General features: G+C 73.6%; 22 protein-coding genes. 9 read left to right on the top strand and 13 right to left on the bottom strand.

Translation table 11 applies throughout. The features are described from left to right. Nucleotides 1-61 precede the first annotated feature (61 nt). Genes ACSNOG_RS01775 through ACSNOG_RS01765 form a run of 3 tightly spaced genes read left to right on the top strand, consistent with a single transcriptional unit; the run spans nt 62 to nt 3,154 of the window. On the top strand, nt 62-1,360 hold the full coding sequence (locus ACSNOG_RS01775) for a magnesium transporter MgtE N-terminal domain-containing protein (RefSeq protein ID WP_436750699.1): 1,299 nt from the start codon (nt 62-64) through the stop codon (nt 1,358-1,360). Then, entirely contained in the window at nt 1,347-1,952 is a 606-nt protein-coding gene (locus tag ACSNOG_RS01770) for a DUF1003 domain-containing protein (protein ID WP_436750698.1), read from the top strand. The genes ACSNOG_RS01775 and ACSNOG_RS01770 overlap by 14 nt, the downstream gene beginning before the upstream one ends. Before the next feature lie 44 nt (nt 1,953-1,996). Continuing rightward, the gene (locus ACSNOG_RS01765; protein ID WP_436750697.1) at nt 1,997-3,154 is read left to right on the top strand and encodes an Mrp/NBP35 family ATP-binding protein; all 1,158 of its coding nucleotides are present in this window, start codon (nt 1,997-1,999) and stop codon (nt 3,152-3,154) included. A gap of 25 nt (nt 3,155-3,179) precedes the next feature. On the opposite strand, the gene ACSNOG_RS01760 is transcribed toward ACSNOG_RS01765, so the two are convergent. From ACSNOG_RS01760 to sigE, 6 genes are all read right to left on the bottom strand, one after another. Then, nucleotides 3,180-3,368: a YegP family protein gene (locus ACSNOG_RS01760; RefSeq protein WP_436750696.1), complete on the bottom strand. Its 189-nt coding sequence runs from the start codon at nt 3,366-3,368 to the stop codon at nt 3,180-3,182. Between the two features lie 126 nt (nt 3,369-3,494). After that, nucleotides 3,495-4,232 carry a hypothetical protein gene (locus ACSNOG_RS01755; protein WP_436750695.1) on the bottom strand — a complete coding sequence of 246 codons (738 nt, stop codon included), beginning with the start codon at nt 4,230-4,232 and terminating at the stop codon, nt 3,495-3,497. Between the two features lie 118 nt (nt 4,233-4,350). Continuing rightward, complete coding sequence (locus ACSNOG_RS01750; protein WP_436750694.1) at nt 4,351-4,818, bottom strand: sec-independent translocase; 468 nt, start codon at nt 4,816-4,818, stop codon at nt 4,351-4,353. Nucleotides 4,819-4,979: 161 nt separating this feature from the next. Beyond that, the gene (locus tag ACSNOG_RS01745) at nt 4,980-6,875 is read right to left on the bottom strand and encodes a trypsin-like peptidase domain-containing protein (RefSeq protein ID WP_436750693.1); all 1,896 of its coding nucleotides are present in this window, start codon (nt 6,873-6,875) and stop codon (nt 4,980-4,982) included. Nucleotides 6,876-6,983: 108 nt separating this feature from the next. Continuing rightward, a complete protein-coding gene (locus tag ACSNOG_RS01740; protein WP_436750692.1) occupies nt 6,984-7,778 on the bottom strand; it encodes an anti-sigma factor family protein in 795 nt (264 codons plus the stop codon). Then, entirely contained in the window at nt 7,775-8,551 is a 777-nt protein-coding gene (gene sigE / locus ACSNOG_RS01735; protein ID WP_436750691.1) for an RNA polymerase sigma factor SigE, read from the bottom strand. Before sigE ends, ACSNOG_RS01740 begins: the two co-directional genes overlap by 4 nt. A 165-nt stretch (nt 8,552-8,716) precedes the next feature. On the opposite strand from sigE, the gene ACSNOG_RS01730 reads away from it, so the two are divergent. Beyond that, nucleotides 8,717-9,382 (top strand): O-methyltransferase, encoded by a 666-nt coding sequence (locus ACSNOG_RS01730; RefSeq protein WP_058046100.1) that lies wholly within the window; start codon nt 8,717-8,719, stop codon nt 9,380-9,382. Between the two features lie 153 nt (nt 9,383-9,535). On the opposite strand, the gene ACSNOG_RS01725 is transcribed toward ACSNOG_RS01730, so the two are convergent. Continuing rightward, nucleotides 9,536-9,703, bottom strand: coding sequence for a DUF3117 domain-containing protein (locus ACSNOG_RS01725; RefSeq protein ID WP_009997451.1), 168 nt, complete (start codon nt 9,701-9,703; stop codon nt 9,536-9,538). Between the two features lie 322 nt (nt 9,704-10,025). Here ACSNOG_RS01725 and ACSNOG_RS01720 point away from each other — a divergent pair, with 322 nt between their 5' ends. Continuing rightward, nucleotides 10,026-10,826 carry an enoyl-CoA hydratase/isomerase family protein gene (locus ACSNOG_RS01720; RefSeq protein ID WP_436750690.1) on the top strand — a complete coding sequence of 267 codons (801 nt, stop codon included), beginning with the start codon at nt 10,026-10,028 and terminating at the stop codon, nt 10,824-10,826. A 21-nt stretch (nt 10,827-10,847) separates the two neighbouring features. Here ACSNOG_RS01720 and ACSNOG_RS01715 read toward each other — a convergent pair whose 3' ends face one another. Both ACSNOG_RS01715 and ACSNOG_RS01710 read right to left on the bottom strand, forming a co-directional pair. Beyond that, the gene (locus ACSNOG_RS01715) at nt 10,848-11,429 is read right to left on the bottom strand and encodes a DNA-3-methyladenine glycosylase I (protein ID WP_436750689.1); all 582 of its coding nucleotides are present in this window, start codon (nt 11,427-11,429) and stop codon (nt 10,848-10,850) included. Beyond that, nucleotides 11,426-11,815, bottom strand: a complete 390-nt coding sequence (locus tag ACSNOG_RS01710; protein WP_436750688.1) for a DivIVA domain-containing protein — start codon at nt 11,813-11,815, stop codon at nt 11,426-11,428. Before ACSNOG_RS01710 ends, ACSNOG_RS01715 begins: the two co-directional genes overlap by 4 nt. Nucleotides 11,816-11,911: 96 nt before the next feature. Here ACSNOG_RS01710 and folP point away from each other — a divergent pair, with 96 nt between their 5' ends. Continuing rightward, complete coding sequence (gene folP, locus ACSNOG_RS01705; protein ID WP_436750687.1) at nt 11,912-12,772, top strand: dihydropteroate synthase; 861 nt, start codon at nt 11,912-11,914, stop codon at nt 12,770-12,772. Nucleotides 12,773-12,928: 156 nt separating this feature from the next. On the opposite strand, the gene ACSNOG_RS01700 is transcribed toward folP, so the two are convergent. Together ACSNOG_RS01700 and dapE are read right to left on the bottom strand one after the other, a co-directional pair. Further along, nucleotides 12,929-13,678 (bottom strand): TIGR00730 family Rossman fold protein, encoded by a 750-nt coding sequence (locus ACSNOG_RS01700; RefSeq protein WP_436750686.1) that lies wholly within the window; start codon nt 13,676-13,678, stop codon nt 12,929-12,931. A gap of 67 nt (nt 13,679-13,745) precedes the next feature. Next, the gene (gene dapE, locus ACSNOG_RS01695; RefSeq protein ID WP_436750685.1) at nt 13,746-14,825 is read right to left on the bottom strand and encodes a succinyl-diaminopimelate desuccinylase; all 1,080 of its coding nucleotides are present in this window, start codon (nt 14,823-14,825) and stop codon (nt 13,746-13,748) included. A gap of 90 nt (nt 14,826-14,915) precedes the next feature. Here dapE and ACSNOG_RS01690 point away from each other — a divergent pair, with 90 nt between their 5' ends. Together ACSNOG_RS01690 and ACSNOG_RS01685 are read left to right on the top strand one after the other, a co-directional pair. Beyond that, nucleotides 14,916-15,884 (top strand): hypothetical protein, encoded by a 969-nt coding sequence (locus tag ACSNOG_RS01690; protein ID WP_436750684.1) that lies wholly within the window; start codon nt 14,916-14,918, stop codon nt 15,882-15,884. 288 nt (nt 15,885-16,172) lie between these two features. After that, nucleotides 16,173-16,586 carry an ATP-binding protein gene (locus ACSNOG_RS01685; RefSeq protein ID WP_436750683.1) on the top strand — a complete coding sequence of 138 codons (414 nt, stop codon included), beginning with the start codon at nt 16,173-16,175 and terminating at the stop codon, nt 16,584-16,586. Between the two features lie 76 nt (nt 16,587-16,662). Here the strand turns inward: ACSNOG_RS01685 and dapC are convergent, their stop codons facing one another. Next, complete coding sequence (gene dapC, locus ACSNOG_RS01680) at nt 16,663-17,760, bottom strand: succinyldiaminopimelate transaminase (protein WP_436750682.1); 1,098 nt, start codon at nt 17,758-17,760, stop codon at nt 16,663-16,665. Nucleotides 17,761-17,849: 89 nt separating this feature from the next. Further along, a complete protein-coding gene (gene fdxA / locus ACSNOG_RS01675; protein WP_030366150.1) occupies nt 17,850-18,179 on the bottom strand; it encodes a ferredoxin in 330 nt (109 codons plus the stop codon). A gap of 114 nt (nt 18,180-18,293) precedes the next feature. Between fdxA and ACSNOG_RS01670 the strand changes: the two genes are divergently transcribed. Beyond that, on the top strand, nt 18,294-19,310 hold the full coding sequence (locus ACSNOG_RS01670; protein ID WP_436750681.1) for a GNAT family N-acetyltransferase: 1,017 nt from the start codon (nt 18,294-18,296) through the stop codon (nt 19,308-19,310). The last annotated feature ends 42 nt before the right edge of the window (nt 19,311-19,352 follow it).

Raw genomic sequence — 19,352 nt, 5'->3', positions numbered from 1 at the left:
CGGGGAGAAGCCGGTCACGTTAGCCTGAACCGGACACCGGACCACGGAGGAGGTGTGCGGCATGGCGGCAGGCGCCCACCGGGTCTTCGTGTCGCACCTCTCGGGCGTGGCGGTCTTCGACCCCAACGGCGACCAGGTCGGCCGCGTCCAGGACCTCGTCGCGATGCTGCGCGTGGGCGGCCGCCCGCCGCGCGTCCTGGGCCTCGTCGTGGAGGTCGTCAGCCGCCGCCGGATCTTCCTGCCCATGACGCGGGTGACGGGCGTGGAGTCCGGGCAGGTGATCACCACGGGCGTGATCAACATGCGGCGCTTCGAGCAGCGCCCCACCGAGACCCTCGTCCTCGGCGAGCTGCTCGACCGGCGCGTACGTCTGGTCGACGGGGGCGAGGAGGTCACCGTCCTCGATGTAGCGATCATCCAGCTGCCCGCCCGCCGCGACTGGGAGATCGACAAGGTCTTCGTGCGCCGTGGCAAGGGCGGGGCCCTGCGCCGCAAGGGCGAGACCCTCACCGTGGAGTGGTCGGCCGTCACCGGCTTCTCCCTGGAGGAGCACGGGCAGGGTGCGGCCAGCCTCCTCGCGACGTTCGAGCGGCTGCGCCCCGCCGACCTCGCCAACGTCCTGCACCACCTGTCCCCCAAGCGCCGCTCGGAGGTCGCGGCGGCGCTGGACGACGACCGGCTCGCGGACGTCCTGGAGGAGCTCCCGGAGGACGACCAGATCGAGATCCTCGGCAAGCTCAAGGAGGAGCGCGCCGCGGACGTCCTGGAGGCCATGGACCCCGACGACGCGGCCGACCTGCTCTCGGAGCTCCCCGAGGACGACAAGGAGCGGCTGCTGACCCTCATGCAGCCGGACGAGGCCGCGGACGTGCGCCGGCTCCTGGCGTACGAGGAGCGGACCGCGGGCGGCCTGATGACGACCGAGCCGATCGTGCTGCGCCCGGACGCGACGGTCGCCGACGCCCTCGCGCGCGTGCGCAACCGCGACCTCTCCCCCGCGCTGGCCGCCCAGGTGTACGTGTGCCGGCCGCCGGACGAGACGCCCACCGGCAAGTACCTGGGCACGGTCCACTTCCAGCGACTCCTGCGCGACCCGCCCTTCACCCTCGTCGGCTCGATCGTGGACACCGACCTGCGGCCCCTCCCGCCGGGCACCCCGCTGCCGGCCGTCACCAGCTACCTCGCGACGTACAACATGGTCGCCGCGCCGGTCGTCGACGAGAGCGGTTCCCTGCTGGGCGCGGTCACCGTCGACGACGTCCTGGACCACCTGCTGCCCGACGACTGGCGCGAGACCGAGCTGCACCACGGGGCGCCGGGCATGACCGAGCTCCCGGAGGACGTCGATGGCGGGCAATGAGCGGGGGCGCGAGGGGGCCCCGGGGCACCGCCCCGACCGGGCCGAGCGCGTCCGGACGCAGTCGGAGGCCGTGCACCCGCACCCCCACCCCCGCCCGCGCGTCCGGCTGGACCTGCCGCGGGTCAAGCGGCGCGGCTGGCTGCCGGAGTACGACCCGGAGGCGTTCGGGCGGACCTCGGAGCGGATCGCACGCTTCCTGGGGACGGGGCGGTTCATCGTCTGGATGACGGTCGTCATCGTTCTGTGGGTGGTGTGGAACACCAGCGTCCCCGGGCACCTGCGGTTCGACCGCTATCCCTTCATCTTCCTGACCCTGATGCTGTCGCTGCAGGCCTCCTACGCGGCGCCGCTGATCCTGCTCGCGCAGAACCGCCAGGACGACCGCGACCGGGTCAACCTGGAGCAGGACCGCAAGCAGAACGAGAGGTCGATCGCGGACACGGAGTACCTCACCCGCGAGATCGCCGCGCTGCGGATGGGCCTCGGCGAGGTCGCGACGCGCGACTGGATCCGCTCGGAGTTCCAGGAACTGGTCAAGGAGCTGGAACAGCGCCGGGTATTCCCGGAGGAGAGTGAGGAACGCGACCGCTGACGGGCCTTTCCGGAGGCCCCCTCCCGCGCCGTACCATCGTCCCTATGGCTACCGATACGAACGGAACGTCTCCGGGCGAGGACGCGATCCGCGCCGCGCTCGCGACGGTCAACGACCCCGAGATCCAGCGACCCGTCACCGAACTGGGGATGGTCAAATCGGTGGAGATCGCGGCGGACGGTTCGGTCGCGGTGGCGATCTACCTGACGGTGTCCGGCTGCCCCATGCGCGAGACGATCGTCAGCCGGGTGACCGAGGCCGTCTCGCGCGTCGAGGGCGTCACGGGCGTCACCGTCGAGCTGGACGTGATGAGCGACGAGCAGCGCCGCGAGCTCGCGGCCTCCCTGCGCGGCGGCACGGCCGAGCGCGAGGTGCCCTTCGCCAAGCCCGGTTCGCTGACCCGGGTGTACGCGGTCGCGTCCGGCAAGGGCGGCGTCGGCAAGTCCTCCGTCACGGTCAACCTGGCGGCGGCCATGGCGGCCGACGGGCTGAAGGTCGGCGTCGTGGACGCGGACATCTACGGCCACTCCGTCCCCCGCATGCTCGGTGCGGACGGCAAGCCGACCCAGGTCGAGAACATGATCATGCCGCCGTCGGCGAACGGCGTGAAGGTCATCTCCATCGGCATGTTCACCCCGGGCAACGCCCCGGTGGTGTGGCGCGGCCCGATGCTCCACCGCGCCCTCCAGCAGTTCCTCGCGGACGTCTTCTGGGGCGACCTGGACGTTCTCCTGCTCGACCTGCCCCCGGGCACGGGCGACATCGCGATCTCGGTGGCGCAGCTCGTGCCGAACGCCGAGATCCTCGTCGTGACGACGCCTCAGCAGGCGGCCGCCGAGGTCGCCGAGCGCGCGGGCTCCATCGCCGTGCAGACGCACCAGAAGATCGTCGGCGTCGTGGAGAACATGTCCGGGCTGCCGTGCCCGCACTGCGACGAGATGGTCGACGTCTTCGGCACGGGCGGCGGCCAGCTCGTCGCCGACGGCCTGACCCGCACCACGGGCACGAACGTGCCGGTGCTCGGCTCCATCCCGATCGACGTCCGTCTGCGCGAGGGCGGCGACGAGGGCAGGCCGGTGGTCCTCACGGACCCGGAGTCCCCGGCGGGTGCGGCGCTGCGCGCCATCGCCGGCAAGCTCGGCGGCCGTCAGCGCGGCCTGTCGGGCATGTCGCTGGGCATCACGCCGCGCAACAAGTTCTGACGGCCCGCGCGAGGGTGCTGCGCCGCTAGCCCTGGTGCCCCAGGTCCTTCACCGGCGCCGAGGCCGCGTTCTGCTTCACGGACTCGATGCCCTTCTCACAGGCCGCCCTGGTGTTGTACGACTCGCCGACGGCGATGATCTCGCCGTTGCCCGACTTCAGCCGGTAGCGGTACTTGCCGGTGTTGTCCTCGTACATCTCGAACTTGCCTGGCATGGCTCTTCACCTCTCCGAGTGCTGCTGCCCCCTGCCGGAATTCAAGCCCGGCGCCAGGGCGCGCGCAGCCCGGGAGGGCCCGGCGGGTGACCCGTCGGGACCCGCGGCCCGGCGGCCCGGCGGCGGTCAGCCCCGGTAGGCCGTGATGTCCTTGATCACCGAGAAGCCCATGCCGTAGGCGCTCATGCCCCGCCCGTACGCCCCGATGTGCACTCCGCCGCCGGCAGCGGCACCGGAGCGCCCGTCGCCGTGCTCGTCCCTGGCCGAACCGGCGAGCACCCAGCCGTACTCCGACTCGCGGTAGCGGAAGTCGGTGGGCACGCCGTCCACCGGGAGCGACAGCGTCGACCACGCGGAGTCGTCCAGGTGGTCCGCCAGCTCCCAGGCGAGGGCCGTCTGCTGGTCGAGCCAGTCCTGGCGCAGCGCCCGCTCCATCTGCGCGGGCCAGGTGCACGACAGCAGCCCCGATCCGGCCAGCCAGGCCGCGGAGGAGACCGAGGTGGCCTCCAGGACGCCCGTGCCGTCGGCGCTGCGGCGGCCGGGGCGGCTGGCGACGGTCACGACGACCGCGAAGCGCTGCTTGGCGGCGTGGGGATCGGCGCGCTCGCTGCGCAGCGTGGGCTCCTCGCCGTGGCCCGTGGAGCCGTGCTCCACCGTCCCGTCGGCGGCGGCGCCGACCTGCATCAGCCAGCGCGGCCCGGTGTAGGCCTCGTCCAGGCCGTACCACGGGAACGAAGCCATCAGATAGCCGTCGACCGCCCGCCGGTCGGCGGGCCCGCCCGGTGCGTCCTGCGCTGCGGCGTCCACGGCGGACGCGTCGGCCGTGCCGGCCCCTTGAGCCCCAACCCGACTCGTCGTCTCCATCTGCGCGGCGCCTCCTTGTTGCCCGATGTCCTGGGCGAGCCCGCCCCCCTCGGACGACTTCACCCCAAACACAGGGAGGATAGCCACCCCCGTCAATGGCGCACGGGATGCGCGGAACTCAGGTGGCGTCGGAGTCGAACGGAGGACGCTCTCCCGGATCGGGCTTGTCCTGCTTCTTGAGCAGGTCCGGGCGGGCGGGGGAGCCGCCGTTCGAGGGAGCGCGGTCGGCGCCGGAGGACGACGGGGCGGCCGTCGTGTCGCTGCTGCGGCCGTGGACGGCGTCGGCGACCTCGGTCATCTCCGACTTCAGGTCGAAGCCGTTGCGGATCTCCTTCAGGCCCAGCTCGTCCTTGTCGAGCACGTGCTTGCGGACGAAGGTCTTGGGGTTGAGGTCCTCGAACTCGAAGTCCTTGAACTCGGGGCCCAGCTCGGAGCGGATGTCCTCCTTGGCGCTCTCGGAGAACTGCCGGATCTTGCGCAGCGTGCGGGACACGTCCTGGATCATCTTCGGCAGCTTGTCCGGTCCGAAGATGAGCACAGCGAGCACCACGAGCGCGACCAGCTCGAGGGGTCCTATGTCGAGCACGTTGAAGCTCCTTGATGCGTCAATGGCCGACGGTCCAGGCCACCTATCACGGTACCTGGCCCTGCGGGGTCGAAGGGATACACCTGGGGCAAGATCAGGCCAAAGCCGACGTCGCCGCCGGTTCCGGCACGGGTCCGGGCCGGCGCCGGGGGCCGCCGGCGTCAGCGGGCGCCCGCGGAGCCGAGGGTCAGCTCGACCTCCCGCTCCCGGCCGTCCCGCTCCACGGTCAGCGTGAGCCGGTCGCCCGGACGATGACTGCGGATCTTGACGATAAGTTCCTGGCCGCTGTGCACGGCCACTCCGTCGACCTTTTTGATCACGTCGTCCGGCCGGAGGCCGGCCTTGTCGCCCGGGCCGCCGGGGGTGACGGGTGCGTTGTCGCCGTTCTTGGTGTTCACCCGGGCGCCGTCGCCCGAATACCCCATGTCCAGCGTGACGCCGATGACCGGGTGGGTGGCCTTGCCGGTGTTGATGAGCTCCTCCGCCACCCGCTTGGCCTGGTTGATCGGTATGGCGAAGCCCAGGCCGATGCTGCCGCCCTGGCCGCCGCCGAGCTCGCTGCTGTCGCCCGCGGAGCGGATCGCGCTGTTGATGCCGATGACCCGGGCCTCCGAGTCCACCAGCGGGCCACCCGAATTGCCCGGGTTTATCGGGGCGTCGGTCTGCAGGGCGTCGACATAGCTGACGTCGCTGCCGTCACCCTTCCGGCCGCCCGCGGTGATCGGGCGCTCCTTGGCGCTGATGATCCCGGTCGTGACCGTGCCCGCGAGGTCGTACGGGGCGCCGATGGCGATCACGGAGTCGCCGACGCGGACGGAGTCGGAGTTGCCGAGGGCGAGCGGGGTCAGGCCGGACACGCCCGAGACCTTGATCACGGCGAGGTCGTAGCTGCTGTCCCGGCCGACGAGGGTGGCCTTGGCGGTCTGACCGCTGTTGAACGTCACCGATATGTCACCGGCGGCTCCGGCGGGCTCCACGACGTGGTTGTTCGTGAGGATCCGGCCGTCCTTGTCGAGGACGAAACCGGTGCCGGTGCCCTGGTCGCTGCCGCCGCGGACGTGGATCGTCACCACGCCCGGCAGGGCGCGGGCGGCGATGCCCGCGATGCTGCCCGGGGCCCGCGCGCTGCGGTCCGCGGTGGCCTGGGGCAGCCGGACGTGGCGGCCGATGCCGCCGTCCCGCTCCAGATAGGCCCCGACGCCACCGCCGATGCCGCCGGCGACCAGCGCCACGAGCAGGGCGCCCGCGAGGAGCCGCCCCCGGCCGCGTTTGGCCGGAGCGGCCGGCTCCGGAGCCCGGGCCGCGGACGCGGCCCAGGGGTCGTACTGCCACGGCGCGGCCCCTGCGGGAGGGGCGGGGGTGCCGTGCGGAGGCGTCACGGGCGGCGTGGGCGTGCCGTGCGGGGGCGTCACTCCGGGCGGCGGGTAGGGGGCGCCCTGCGTCACGGGCGGCGCTGCGGCAGGCCCTGCCGCCGGCCCCGCGGGCGGCAGCAGCGTGCCCTGCGGCGGCGTGAGCGGCCGCTGAACGGGCGGCGCGGGCGCCCACGGCCCCGGCCTCCCGTACGGAGGCGTGCCATAGGGATCGGGCGCGTGCAGGGGAACGGCCCCCTGCCCGCCCGGCTGACCGGCCTCCGGCACGGCGCCCGGAGCCGCCTCCTGCCCGTAGGCGGGCAGCGGGCGCGTCGCTGACTGGTCGTCGGCCGGGGCGGGAGCGGGCGCGTACCCGGGCGCCGGAGTGGGCCCCTGGCCCGGCTGACCGGCCTCGGGCGCGGTGCCGGAGCCGCCTTCATGGCCGTACGCCGGCAGGGGGCGCGTCTGCGCGTGGCCGGACGGTGCGGGACCCGGCGCAGGGTCCCGGCTCTGCTCCGGGCCGGGTGCCGCCGCGTCCCGGCCGTACGCCGGGAGCGGGCTCGTTTCCGCCTCCGGCGGGGCGGGGGCATCCAGGAACTGCGGGCCCTCGTGCTGGTCCGGGCGGCCGGCGGCGGCCGGCGCCGGGCCTTCCGGGCCCGGGCGGCTCCACCACTGCGGCGCGGACGACCGCGCCTTCCCCTCGTCCATGTTCTCCCCACCGATCGCCGGAGGGCGCACGGCATCGCCCGAGGGATGCGCGGCCCACAGGAATTCAACCAGGTCTGCACAGGTGTGCGCAGGGGGCCCGGGCGGGGTTCAGCGCCGGGAGGCGTCCCCCGGCGACGCACCCGCCGCCTGGTGGCCCCCGCGTATCAGGGGAGGCAGCACGGGCGCCGCGGAGGGGCGCAGCAGGGACACTTCCCGCACCGGCACGGCGGCCGACGAGGCGGACCCGCCGGCGCCGCCCGACGCGGAGCGGGCGAGGCGCCGGTCGCGCCCGCCGGCCGGGGAGGCCGGCAGCGGGGTGCTCGCGGTGCGCGGATTCTCGGCGCTGGAGCCCTGGGGGCCGGCGACCGAGGTCAGCGGCGACGCCCCGCCGAGGGCGAACGCGGCCAGCGAGACGGCTCCCGCGGCGGCGAAGGCGATCCGCCGCCCGCGTATGCCACCGCGGGGCGGCTCGGGCATCTCGTGGATCCGGAAACCGCCCTCGCGGGGCCGCGCGGCCCCGCCGGGGACGAGGCCGAGGGGCGCGAGGGAGTCAGCCCGGGCGCCGAGACCGGCTTTTCCCGGCCCTCCGGGGCCCTCGTGGCCCTCCGGGTGCTCCCGGTCGGCCCAGCCGTCGCCGTCGGCGCCGAGCGGGGCGCGGGGATCACCGCCGGCCAGGCCCTGCAGCCGGGCCAGGAAGCTCTCCGAGAGGGGCGGAAGCGTCGCTTCCGCGAAGACGTTCTTGAGCCGGCGCTGCGCGTCGGCTTCGGCTTTGCACGTCCAGCAGGTCGCCAGGTGGGCGAGGACCCGCTCCCGAGAATCGTGCCCCAACTCCCCGTCGACCAGGGCCGCGAGGCGGTCGCCGAGGTGGTGCTCGGCGGGGGACTGACCGCCTGAACCGCTCACGCGATCCCTACCTCCCCACCGACAGGAACGCCGGGGGCCGCACCCGCCACGGCGCGCTGCTCGGCCCGGGCGGCGGGCGAGCGGTGCTGGAGCGCCTTGCGCAGGTGGGAGCGGCCGCGGTGGATACGGCTGCGGACCGTGCCGAGCTTCACGCCGAGCGTCGCGGCGATCTCCTCGTAGGACAGGCCCTCGATGTCGCACAGGACGACGGCGGCGCGGAACTCCGGGGCGAGCGTGTCCAGCGCCTGCTGGACGTCCGCGTCGAAGTGCGTGTCGTTGAAGTGCTGCTGGGGGGAGGGCTCGCGGCTGGGGAGCCGCTCCGCGGCGTCCTCGCCGAGCGCGTCGAAGCGGATGCGCTGGCGTCGCCGGACCATGTCCAGGAAGAGGTTGGTGGTGATGCGGTGCAGCCACCCCTCGAACGTGCCGGGGGTGTACGTGGACAGCGACCGGAAGACCCGGACGAAGACCTCCTGCGTCAGGTCCTCGGCGTCGTGCTGGTTGCCGGTGAGGCGGTAGGCCAGGCGGTAGACGCGGGCGCTGTGCGTGCTGACGATCTCCTCCCAGGTGGGAGGCGTCCACGCCTGCGAGTCCGCATCGGTGGCGAAGGTCGCGGTCTGTGCGGAGTCGTTGGTGCGCGAACGGTCAGCGGTCTTGGTCACGGATTTCGGCTCGCCTACGGACCTGCGAAAGCGCTTCAGCACTCCCCGACGGTCGTCGGCCGCAGCCGCACCTCCCCTGTCGGCTCTGGTGGTGTCCAGTAGAGCCCCTACCATATCCATCCCGCCCGTTAGCTCCGGATAAGGAATTTTGACCTGCATTTGGTCTTGCTTCCCCCGCTCTCCCGGCCGTCCTCTCCGTTTGCCGTCCCGCCCCGGCCCCCTTCCCGTCAACGCACGGTCCCATCTGCGGGTTCCCGTGGTCAGCGGATACAGTCACGGTTGCGTCGACTACGGGGACAGGAGAGGGCCATTACCGGCAACCGGCAGACGAGCTGGGCGTTCGCCGATGCGTTCGTCGCCGAGGACGAGGCGCTGCGCTGGGCCCGGGACCGGGCCCTGGAGGCAGGCCTGCGCTCGGTGTCGTCCGGCACCGGCGCCGCGCTGCGCCTGCTCGCCGCGGCGGTGGACGCCAAGGCGGTGGCCGAGATCGGCACGGGCACCGGCGTCTCCGGCATCCACCTCCTGCACGGCATGCGGCCCGACGGCGTCCTCACCACGGTGGACAGCGACCCCGAGTGCCAGCAGTTCGCCCGGCAGGCGTTCCGCGCGGCGGGCTTCGCGGGCAACCGCGCGCGCTTCATCCCCGGCCGCGCCCTGGAGGTGCTGCCGCGCCTCGCCGACGGCGGCTACGACCTGGTCTTCTGCGACGGCGACCGGCTGGAGTGCCTGGACTACCTAGCCGAATCGTTGCGCCTGCTGCGGCCCGGCGGCCTCGTGTGCTTCGAGGGCGTCTTCGCCGACGGCCGCACGGTCGACTCCGCCGCCCAGCCCGCCGAGGTGCAGCGGCTGCGCGAGCTGCTGCGGGCCGTGCGCGAGTCGCGGGTCCTGGTGCCGTCGCTGCTGCCGGTGGGCGACGGGCTGCTGTGCGCGGCCCGGCGCGGCTGACCCGGCGCGGGCCCGCCGCCCGCCGGACGCTGCCCGGGGCGGTCGCCGCCCCGGCCCGCCGCCGCGCGCGGCGCTCCCCCGGACGCACCACTGCCCCGGCAGCCGGTGCGGACCGGCTGCCGGGGCAGCGTAAGAACGGTGGTTCGGCGTGCGTCAGCCGACAACCTTCTTCAGGGCGTCTCCGAGGGCCTCGGCCTCATCCGGGGTCAGCTCGACGACGAGCCGACCGCCGCCTTCGAGCGGAACCCGCATGACGATGCCCCGCCCCTCCTTGGTCACCTCGAGCGGGCCATCGCCCGTCCGCGGCTTCATGGCCGCCATGCTCGTTCCCCTTCCTGAAACCAGCTCATCTCAGCCGACGGCCCCACGACAGGCCCGCGTCACCGGCATCGAACACATTGCTTCCAGGCCATTATCTCGCATCGCGTGACCCAATGAACAACATCGGTCCGTATCCCTTCGGCAACGCGATCACGCAAAACCACTCAATTCGGCGATCGGACTGCGATACTGCGCGGCCTCGACCATGCCCGGACGGCCGGATTCTTTGACGCAGGTCACATATCGGTGCCCGATGATCTCCGGCATGCTGAGCCCAGGAACGCCGCCGACGGGGGCTTTGCGACGAGGGAGGGACCGGCACATGGCCGACTCCGTGCTGTACGAGGTGACGGACGGGCTCGCGACGATCACGCTGAACCGTCCCGACGCGATGAACGCGCTGAACACCGACACCAAGGTCGCCCTGCGCGACGCCCTGCAGCGGGCCGGGGCGGACGCCGCCGTCCGCGCGGTGCTGCTCATCGGCACGGGACGCGCCTTCTGCGTCGGGCAGGACCTCAAGGAGCACGTCGAGTCGCTGGCCGCGGACCGCGAGAGCGGCACGGGCCGGACGATGACGACGGTCAAGGAGCACTACAACCCCATCGTCACGGCCATCGCCGGCATGCCGAAGCCCGTCGTGGCGGGCGTGAACGGGGTCGCCGCCGGCGCCGGCGCGGGGTTCGCCTTCGCCGCGGACTACCGGGTGGTGGCGGACACCGCCGCCTTCAACACGTCCTTCGCGGGAGTGGCCCTGACCGCCGACTCGGGGGTCTCCTGGACGCTGCCGCGCCTCGTCGGCCACAGCCGGGCCTCGGACCTGCTGTTGTTCCCGCGCAACGTGCCGGCGCAGGAGGCGTACGAGCTGGGCATCGCCAACAAGGTCGTGCCGGCGGCGGAGCTGGCCGCGGAGGCCACGGCCGTCGCCCGCCGCCTCGCCGAGGGGCCCACCGGGGCCTACGCCGCGATCAAGGAGTGCCTCGCCTACGGCGCGGCACGGCCCCTGACCGAGGCCCTGGCCAAGGAGGACGAGCTGCAGACCCGCGCGGGCGCCTCCGAGGACCACACCATCGCCGTGGACGCCTTCCTGAAGAAGGAGAAGCCGCGGTTCGTCGGCCGCTGACGCCGGGACCGCCGCGCGGGGTCACTCCCCCCGCGCGTGACAGTCCGCCAAGTGGTCGTTCACCAGCCCGCAGGCCTGCATCAGCGCGTACGCCGTCGTCGGCCCGATGAAGCGGAAGCCCCGCTTCTTGAGGTCCTTGGCGAGGGCCGTCGACTCCGGCGTCGCCGCCGGGACGTCGGCGGCCGTACGCGGCGCGGCCCCCCGCTCCGGGGCGTACGACCAGATCAGGGCGTCCAGCTCGCCGGGGGCCCACTCCGCCGCGACCCGCGCGTTGGCGATCGCGGCCGTGATCTTGGCGCGGTTGCGGATGATGCCGGGGTCGGCCAGCAGCCGCTCCGCGTCGGCGTCGGTGAAGGCCGCGACCTTGGCCACCGAGAAGCCGGCGAAGGCGGCCCGGAAGCCCTCGCGGCGCCGCAGGATCGTCAGCCACGACAGCCCGGACTGGAAGGCCTCCAGGCACATCCGCTCGTAGAGGGCGTCGTCGCCGCGCACGGGGCGGCCCCATTCGGTGTCGTGGTAGGCGCGGTAGTCCGCCATGGACTCCGCTTCCAGGCCCCACGGGCAGCGGTGCAGCCCGTCCGGCCCTATGACAGCGCCGCTCATTCCTTCTCCCCCTTCTCCTCGCCCGTGCCGGCGCCCTCGCGCCGGTCCTCGGCACCGGCCTGCGCGCCGCCCGCCATGGCCGCGGCCTGCGCGCCCGCGAGGGCGGCCTCCAGCTCGGCGATGCGGGCGTCGCGCTCGGCGAGCTCGGCGCCGAGGCGGTCCAGGGCCTCGTCCGTCTCGGCCATGCGGTAGCCCCGCAGGGCCACGGGCAGGCGCAGGGTCTCCACGTCAGCGCGGGCCATCGGGCGGTCCGCGGGGAGCGGCCAGACGGTCCGGTCGGCCGCGGCCTCGGGCAGGGCCGCGCCGCTCCCGCCTCCGGCGACGAAGAGCGCGACCGCGGCGACCACCACGACCAGCGCGATGAGCAGGAACCAGAACACGACCATCTCCCAGGAACACGGACTGCGATTCCGTCCACCCCGATCGTGCCATGCCGCACTGACGGTTAAGGTCGCTGCGGACCACCGAGAGGGAGTAGGGACATGCTGCGGCTGGGACGACGCGAGTTCGATGCGCACGAGCCGGTGATCATGGCGATCGTCAACCGGACGCCGGACTCCTTCTACGACCAGGGTGCGACGTTCAGCGACGAGCCCGCCCTGGCCCGGGTGGAGCAGGCCGTCGCGGAGGGCGCCGCGATCGTCGACATCGGCGGGGTGAAGGCCGGCCCGGGCGAGGAGGTCACCGCCGAGGAGGAGGCCCGGCGGACGGTCGGCTTCGTCGCCGAGGTCCGCAGGCGCCACCCGGACGTGGTGATCAGCGTCGACACCTGGCGGCACGACGTGGGCGAGGCCGTGTGCGAGGCCGGCGCGGACGTGCTCAACGACGCGTGGGGCGGTGTGGACCCCAAGCTGGCCGAGGTCGCGGCCCGCTACGGCGCGGGCCTGGTGTGCACGCACGCGGGCGGCGTGGAGCCGCGCACGCGCCCGCACCGGGTGGAGTACGAGGACGTGATGGCGGACGTCCTGCGGGTCACGCTCGGGCTGGCCGAGCGCGCGGTGGCGCTGGGCGTGCGGCGCGACGGCATCATGATCGACCCGGGGCACGACTTCGGGAAGAACACCCGGCACTCGCTGGAGGCGACCCGGCGGCTCGGCGAGATGGCGGCAACAGGCTGGCCGGTGCTGGTCTCGCTGTCGAACAAGGACTTCGTGGGCGAGACCCTCGACAAGCCGGTGAAGGAGCGCCTCCTGGGCACCCTCGCGACGACGGCCGTCTCGGCGTGGCTGGGCGCGCAGGTCTACCGCGTCCACGAGGTGGCGGAGACGAAGCAGGTCCTGGACATGGTCGCCTCGATCGCGGGCCACCGGGCGCCTGCGGTGGCCAGGCGCGGGCTGGCCTGACCGCACCCGCGCACCGCCGGGCCGCTTCGGTCGTGGGGGCGCGCCGCTGCGGCGGAAGGAGTTCCCGCCGCAACGGCGGCACGCCACCGTGGCGGGGGTCCGGCGGCATGCGCAGCCGCCGCGACCCGCGCGTTCGCTACGGCCCGCCGCGGGCGGCTACGCCCCCGCCTCCTTGGTCACCAGGCGCACCGCCTCTTCCACGTCGTCCGTGACGTGGAAGAGGTGCAGGTCGTTCGGGCCCGCCTTGCCGCCGGCGATGAGGGTGTCCCGGAACCAGTCGACCAGGCCGCCCCAGTAGGCGGAGCCGAACAGGACGATCGGGAAGCGCGTGACCTTCTTGGTCTGGACGAGGGTCAGCGCCTCGAACAGCTCGTCGAGCGTGCCCAGTCCGCCGGGCAGGACGACGAAACCGCTCGCGTACTTCACGAACATCGTCTTCCGCACGAAGAAGTAGCGGAAGTCGACGCCGAGGTTGACGTACTGGTTGAGCCCCTGCTCGAATGGCAGTTCGATGCCGAGGCCGACGGAGATGCCACCGGCCTCCGTCGCCCCCTTGTTGGCGGCCTCCATCGCGCCCGGCCCGCCGCCCGTGATGACCGCGAAGCCCGACTCGACGAGGCCGCGCCCGATCGCGGTGCCGGCCTCGTACTCCGGCGAGTCCCGGGGCGTGCGGGCCGAGCCGAACACGCTGATGGCGGGCGGGAGTTCGGCGAGGGCGCCGAAGCCCTCGACGAACTCGGACTGGATGCGCATCACCCGGAAGGGGTCCTCGTGGACCCAGTCCGCGGCCCCTCTCGTGTCCAGCAGGTGCTGGTCCGTGGTGCCCGCCTGCATCTGGCCGTACCGGCGTACCACCGGCCCCCGGCGCTGCTCCCGCTGCGCGCGCGATCCTTCGGGATGTGCCATGCCGTGCTCCCTCCGCTGCAGATCGTTGCCGTTCAGCGTAGGCCCACGCGCGCGGTTGCCCGGCAGGTCAGCCGGTGAGCCAGGTGCGCAGGCGCTCCTCGCACTCGTTGATCAGCGAGGCGCGGACGCGCTCGTCCCGCTTGTGGGCGAGCGTCGGGTCGCCGGGGCCGTAGTTGACGGCGGGGACGCCGAGCGCGCTGAAGCGGGAGACGTCGGTCCAGCCGAACTTGGGCTTGGGCGTCCCGCCGACGGCCTTGATGAACGCGGCCGCGGCGGGGTGGGACAGCCCCGGCAGTGCGCCGGGCGACTCGTCGTCCACGACGAGCTCGGTGACGCCGCAGTCCGCGAAGACCTCGCGGACGTGCTCCAGGGCCTGCGCGGGGCTGCGGTCGGGTGCGTAGCGGAAGTTGACGGTGACGGTGCACGCGTCGGGGATGACGTTGCCGGCGACGCCGCCCTCGATGCGGACGGCGTTGAGCCCCTCGCGGTACTCCAGGCCGTCGATGACGGGGCGGCGCGGCTCGTAGGCGGCGAGCCGGGCGAGGATCGGGGCGGCGGCGTGGATGGCGTTGCTGCCCATCCAGCTGCGCGCGGAGTGGGCGCGCTCGCCCGCGGTGCGCAGGTGGACCCGGAGGGTGCCCTGGCAGCCGCCCTCGACCTGGGCGTCGGAGGGCTCCAGGAGGACGGCGAAGTCGGCGGCGAGCCAGTCCGGGTGGGCGTCCGCGACGTGGCCCAGGCCGTTGAGGTGGGCGGCGACCTCCTCGTTGTCGTAGAAGACGAAGGTCAGGTCGCGGTTGGGGTCGGGCACGGTGGCGGCGATGCGCAGCTGCACGGCGACGCCGGACTTCATGTCGCTGGTGCCGCAGCCCCACAGGAAGCCGTCCTCGTCCAGCCGGGAGGGGACGTTCCCGGCGATGGGGACGGTGTCGATGTGACCGGCGAGCAGGACCCGCTCGGAGCGGCCCAGGTGCGTCCGGGCCACGATGTTGTTGCCGTGCCGGTCCACGGTCAGGTGCGGCAGCGCGCGCAGGGCGTTTTCGACGGCGTCGGCCAGCGTCTTCTCGCTCCCGCTCTCGGACGGGACGTCGACGAGCTGGGCGGTGAGGGCGGCGGCGTCGAGGGACAGGTCGAGGGCGGCGTCATCCATGCGTGCGACTCTAGCCCGGGCGGTGCGGGCGCGGCCGGGCCGGAGGGCGGCCCCGGGCCCCCGCCCGTCCTCTCCAGTAACGTGGGCCGCATGTCCCGGATCTTCGTCACCCGGCGTGGCCGCCTGTTGCGCGTCGTGGCCGCCTGCGCGGTTCTGCTGGCGCTGATCGGCTACGGGATCGCCCAGCTGGTGACGGGCGGCCCGGGAGCGCCGCGCTGCACGGTGCGCGCCGACGGCGCCTCGTACTCCCTCTCGCCCGAGCAGGCGGTGAACGCGGCGACGATCTCGGCCGTGGGGTCCGAGCGGGGGCTGCCCGAGCGGGCGGTGACGATCGCCCTGGCGACGGCGATGCAGGAGTCGGGGCTGCGCAACATCCACCACGGCGACCGGGACTCGCTGGGGCTGTTCCAGCAGCGGCCGACGCAGGGCTGGGGCTCGGCGCGGCAGATCACCGACCCGGTGTACGCGGCGGGGAAGTTCTACGACCACCTGGTGGAGGTGCCGGGCTACTCGCGGCTGCCGCTGACGGTGGCCGCGCAGAAGGTGCAGCGCAGCGGCTTCCCGCAGGCGTACGCCAAGCACGAGCCCGACGCCTCGCTGCTGTCGTCCGCGCTCACGGGCCGGGCGGAGGCGGCCTTCAGCTGCACGACGAGCCCGAGCGACGGCAAGAAGGGGGACGCCGCGGCGGTACGGGCCAAGCTGCGCCGGGAGTTCGGCGCGGCGGCGGCGCCGGCGGCGGACACCCTGGCGGCCGGGAGCGGCGGGTCGGCCGCGGCGGGCGGCGCCGCCGCGCGGACGCTGACGGTGTCCGTGCCGGACAAGGCGCCCGGGCCGGGCGAGCCGGCCGAGGGCGGCCGGGAGCGGCGCGGCTGGCAGCTGGCGTCGTGGGCGGTGGCCCACGCGACCGAACTGCGGATCGAGCGGATCTCGTTCGGCGGCCGCGTGTGGACGGCGGCGAAGTCGCGGGACGGCTGGCGCGAGGACGCCAAGGGGGGCGCGGAGGCCGGGAGTTCACCGGCGAGCGCGGCGGCCGAGGTACGGATCACCACCGCTCAGTAGTGCGATCGTCCCCCCGCCGGAGGTAGGCACAACAGCCCCGCGCGCTTAATGGGCACCGCCCGTCCCAGGCGTCCGGATTTCCCGGCAATTCCTTGTGACTAAAGGCTTGTCAGCCTTCCCGACCTGCATACCACGTGCCCCATTTGCCCCACTTTAAGGGGGACAGATAATGCGACGCATTACCAACTCTTTACTGTGGCGCACCGCAACCTTCCCCGGATTCGCGCGGTATTCACTGCGTCCGCTCGCCGGACAGCCAACGTCCTCAACTCCGCCAAAAGGAGCATCATGTCCCTCCCCCTGACGCGTCGGATCGCCCGGGCCGCCCTGCTGGTCGCCGCCGGTGCGGCACCCGTGATCGGCGCGGCCGGAGCGGCGAGCGCCGCCCCGCAGGCCACCGACCTGGCGGGCAGCCTGACCGCGGTGGACGGCGCGAATCTCGGCAACAAGGTCGACGCGGCCGCCCACCAGGCCGGGGACACGGTGACGGGCGTGGGCACCAGCGCCCTCAAGACCACCGTCCCGGGCGCCACCGACGCCACCGGCAAGGCCGCCAAGACCGCCACCCCGGCCGTCCAGAAGGTCGCCGGCCAGGCCGCGGGCGCCACCTCGGGCCTCGCGGGCCAGGCCACCAAGGCCGCCAGCGGCGTCAACGCCCAGGGCCTGCCCGTCGGGGGCGGTCAGCTCCCGATCGGCGGCTGACCCAGCGCACGCACACGTACGCGAGAGGGCCCGGGAGACGTCTCCCGGGCCCTCTCGCGTGTGCTCCTCCGAGCGGCTACGGCGCCAGGCGGCGGACCGCGGCCTCGACCCGCTCGTCGGTCGCGGTGAAGGCGATCCGCACGAACCGCTCCCCGGCCTCCCCGTAGAAGACGCCGGGCGCCACCAGGATGCCGAGCTCGGCCAGGGCCGCGACGGTGTCCCAGCACGGCTCGTCGCGCGTGGCCCACAGGTACAGCGACGCCTCGCTGTGCTCGATGCGGAAGCCCGCGCCCTCGAAGGCGGCCCGCAGGGCGTCGCGCCGGCGGGCGTAGCGCGCCCGCTGCTCGCTCACGTGGGCCGTGTCTCCCAGGGCCGCGACCGTGGCGGCCTGGACCGGGGCGGAGACCATCATTCCGCTGTGCTTGCGGACCTGCAGCAGCTCCCCGAGGACCGCGGGGTCGCCGACCAGGAAGGCGGCGCGGTAGCCGGCCAGGTTCGAGCGCTTGGAGAGCGAGTGCACCGCGACGATGCCCTCGTACGAACCGCCGCAGACGTCCGGGTGCAGGACGGAGACGGGGTCGGCCTCCCAGCCCAGCTCCACGTAGCACTCGTCGCTGAAGAGCAGCACGCCGTGCTCGCGGGCCCACGCGACGGTGCGGCGCATCTCGTCGGCGGACAGGACACGGCCGGTGGGGTTGGACGGGGAGTTGAGCCAGAGCAGCTTCAGGCCGGTGGGGTCGAGCTCCAGGGGGTCGTCGTAGACGACGGGCTCGGCGCCCGCGAGCCGCGCGCCGACCTCGTAGGTCGGGTAGGCCAGGCGCGGGTAGGCGACCTTGTCGCCCGCGCCGAGGCCGAGCTGCGTCGGCAGCCAGGCCACCAGCTCCTTGGAGCCGACGATCGGCAGCACGTGGGCGTGCGCCAGGTCCCGGGCGCCCAGGCGGCGCTCCGCCCAGCCGGTCAGCGCGTCGCGCAGCTCGGGCGTGCCCCACACCGTGGGATAGCCGGGGCTGTCGGCGGCGTCGGTGAGCGCCCGCTGGATCACGGCGGGCACCGGGTCGACGGGGGTGCCGACCGAGAGGTCCACTATGCCGCCGGGGTGGGCCGTGGCTTTCGCCTTGTACGGGGCGAGCCGGTCCCAGGGGAAGACGGGGAGGCGGGAGGAGACTGCGCTCACGGTGTTCGCTCTCTTGCTCTGGGGGTGACCGGCGATACGCCGCGGCCCCGCACGGCGGCGGCCGTACGGGGCCGGGGTGGCCGCTCGGGTCAGTGCTCCGGGTTGATGTCCGCGGGCAGCGCGGCGATGAAGGGGTGGTCGCGCTCGATCAGGCCGAGCTTCGAGGCGCCACCGGGCGAACCGAGCTCGTCGAAGAACTCGACGTTCGCCTTGTAGTAGTCCTTCCACTCCTCGGGAGTGTCATCCTCGTAGAAGATCGCCTCGACGGGGCAGACCGGCTCACAGGCACCACAGTCGACACATTCGTCCGGGTGGATGTACAAGGACCGGGAACCCTCGTAGATGCAGTCGACGGGGCACTCCTCGATGCACGCCTTGTCCTTCACGTCGACACAAGGCTGCGCGATGACGTAGGTCACGCTGTCGTTCCTCCTCGGTAGGGCTCATCTCGCGCGGGAGCGCGGCGTCGTCGATGCCCACACCTAGTATCTCCGTTCCCGGGCACTTGACGAACAAGAGGGGCGAGGAGAGCTGTGGAATTCACCACGGGCGGACGGCTGGAAATCAGGATCAGTACCGCTGATGTGGGAAAAAGGGTATCCGTACGCCGTCTGAACCCTTCCGGAGGGTCCGTGGAGGGATCTTCCGAGCGGTTCACGGACACCGTCGGCACCCTCATCTCCTGGGAAGACGGAGTGCTGCGGATCACACGGCGGACCGGAGAGATTGTCACTTTCGACGAGGCCTCCCTCGTGGCCGGCAAGGTCGTCCCCACCGCCCCGCCCCGCCGGCGCGGCCCCGCGGCGACCGTGCGCGAGCTGCAGGAGACCGCGGCCCGCGGCTGGCCCGCGCGGGAGACCGCCCGGCTGGGCGCCTGGACGCTGCGGGCGGCGGGCGGCTTCACCGCCCGCGCCAACTCCGTCCTGCCGCTCGGCGCTTGCGGGCTGCCGCTGCCGGAGGCCGTGGACCGGGTGACCGCCTGGTACGCCGAGCGCTCCCTGCCCGCGCTGATCCAGATCACCACCGGGGACCCGGAGCAGGACGCCCTCCTGGACGCCGAGCTGGCCCGGCGCGGCTGGACGGAGGAGCGCCACGCCCTGGTGCGGACGGCGGCGCTGGCGCCGATGGCCGACACGGATGCCGCCACGGAGCACGTGCGGCTGTCGCGCACCGCGGACGAGGCGTGGCTGCGCGTGTACGGGCGGACCGGCGCGAGCGCCGACGACGCCCTGGCCGTGCTGGGCGGCGGGCCCTCGGTGTGGTTCGCGGCGGTGCCGGGCGCGCCGGGCGAGGACCCGGTCGCCGTCGGGCGGTGCGTCGTGGACGGCCGGTGGGCGGGCTTCTCGGCGGTGGCCGTCAGCCCCGAGCACCGCCGCCGGGGACTCGCCACGCAGATCATGGCGCGGCTTGCGGAGCAGGCCCTGAGCGAGGGCGCCTCGGCGGCGTACCTGCAGGTGGAGACGGACAACGGTGCGGCGGCGGCGCTCTACGACGAGCTGGGCTTCACGACGCACCACGCGTACCACTATCGCTGCGCGGCGCGCCCTTAGGGCCGCTTGACGCAGCGGAACGCACAGGCAGCGCAACCGGCG

It is taken from the genome of Streptomyces sp. URMC 124 (genome assembly GCF_051386455.1).
Taxonomy (GTDB): Bacteria; Actinomycetota; Actinomycetes; order Streptomycetales; family Streptomycetaceae; genus Streptomyces.
The sequence above is the reverse complement of the archived record's forward strand: the minus strand, read 5'-3'. Positions and strand labels throughout refer to the sequence as shown.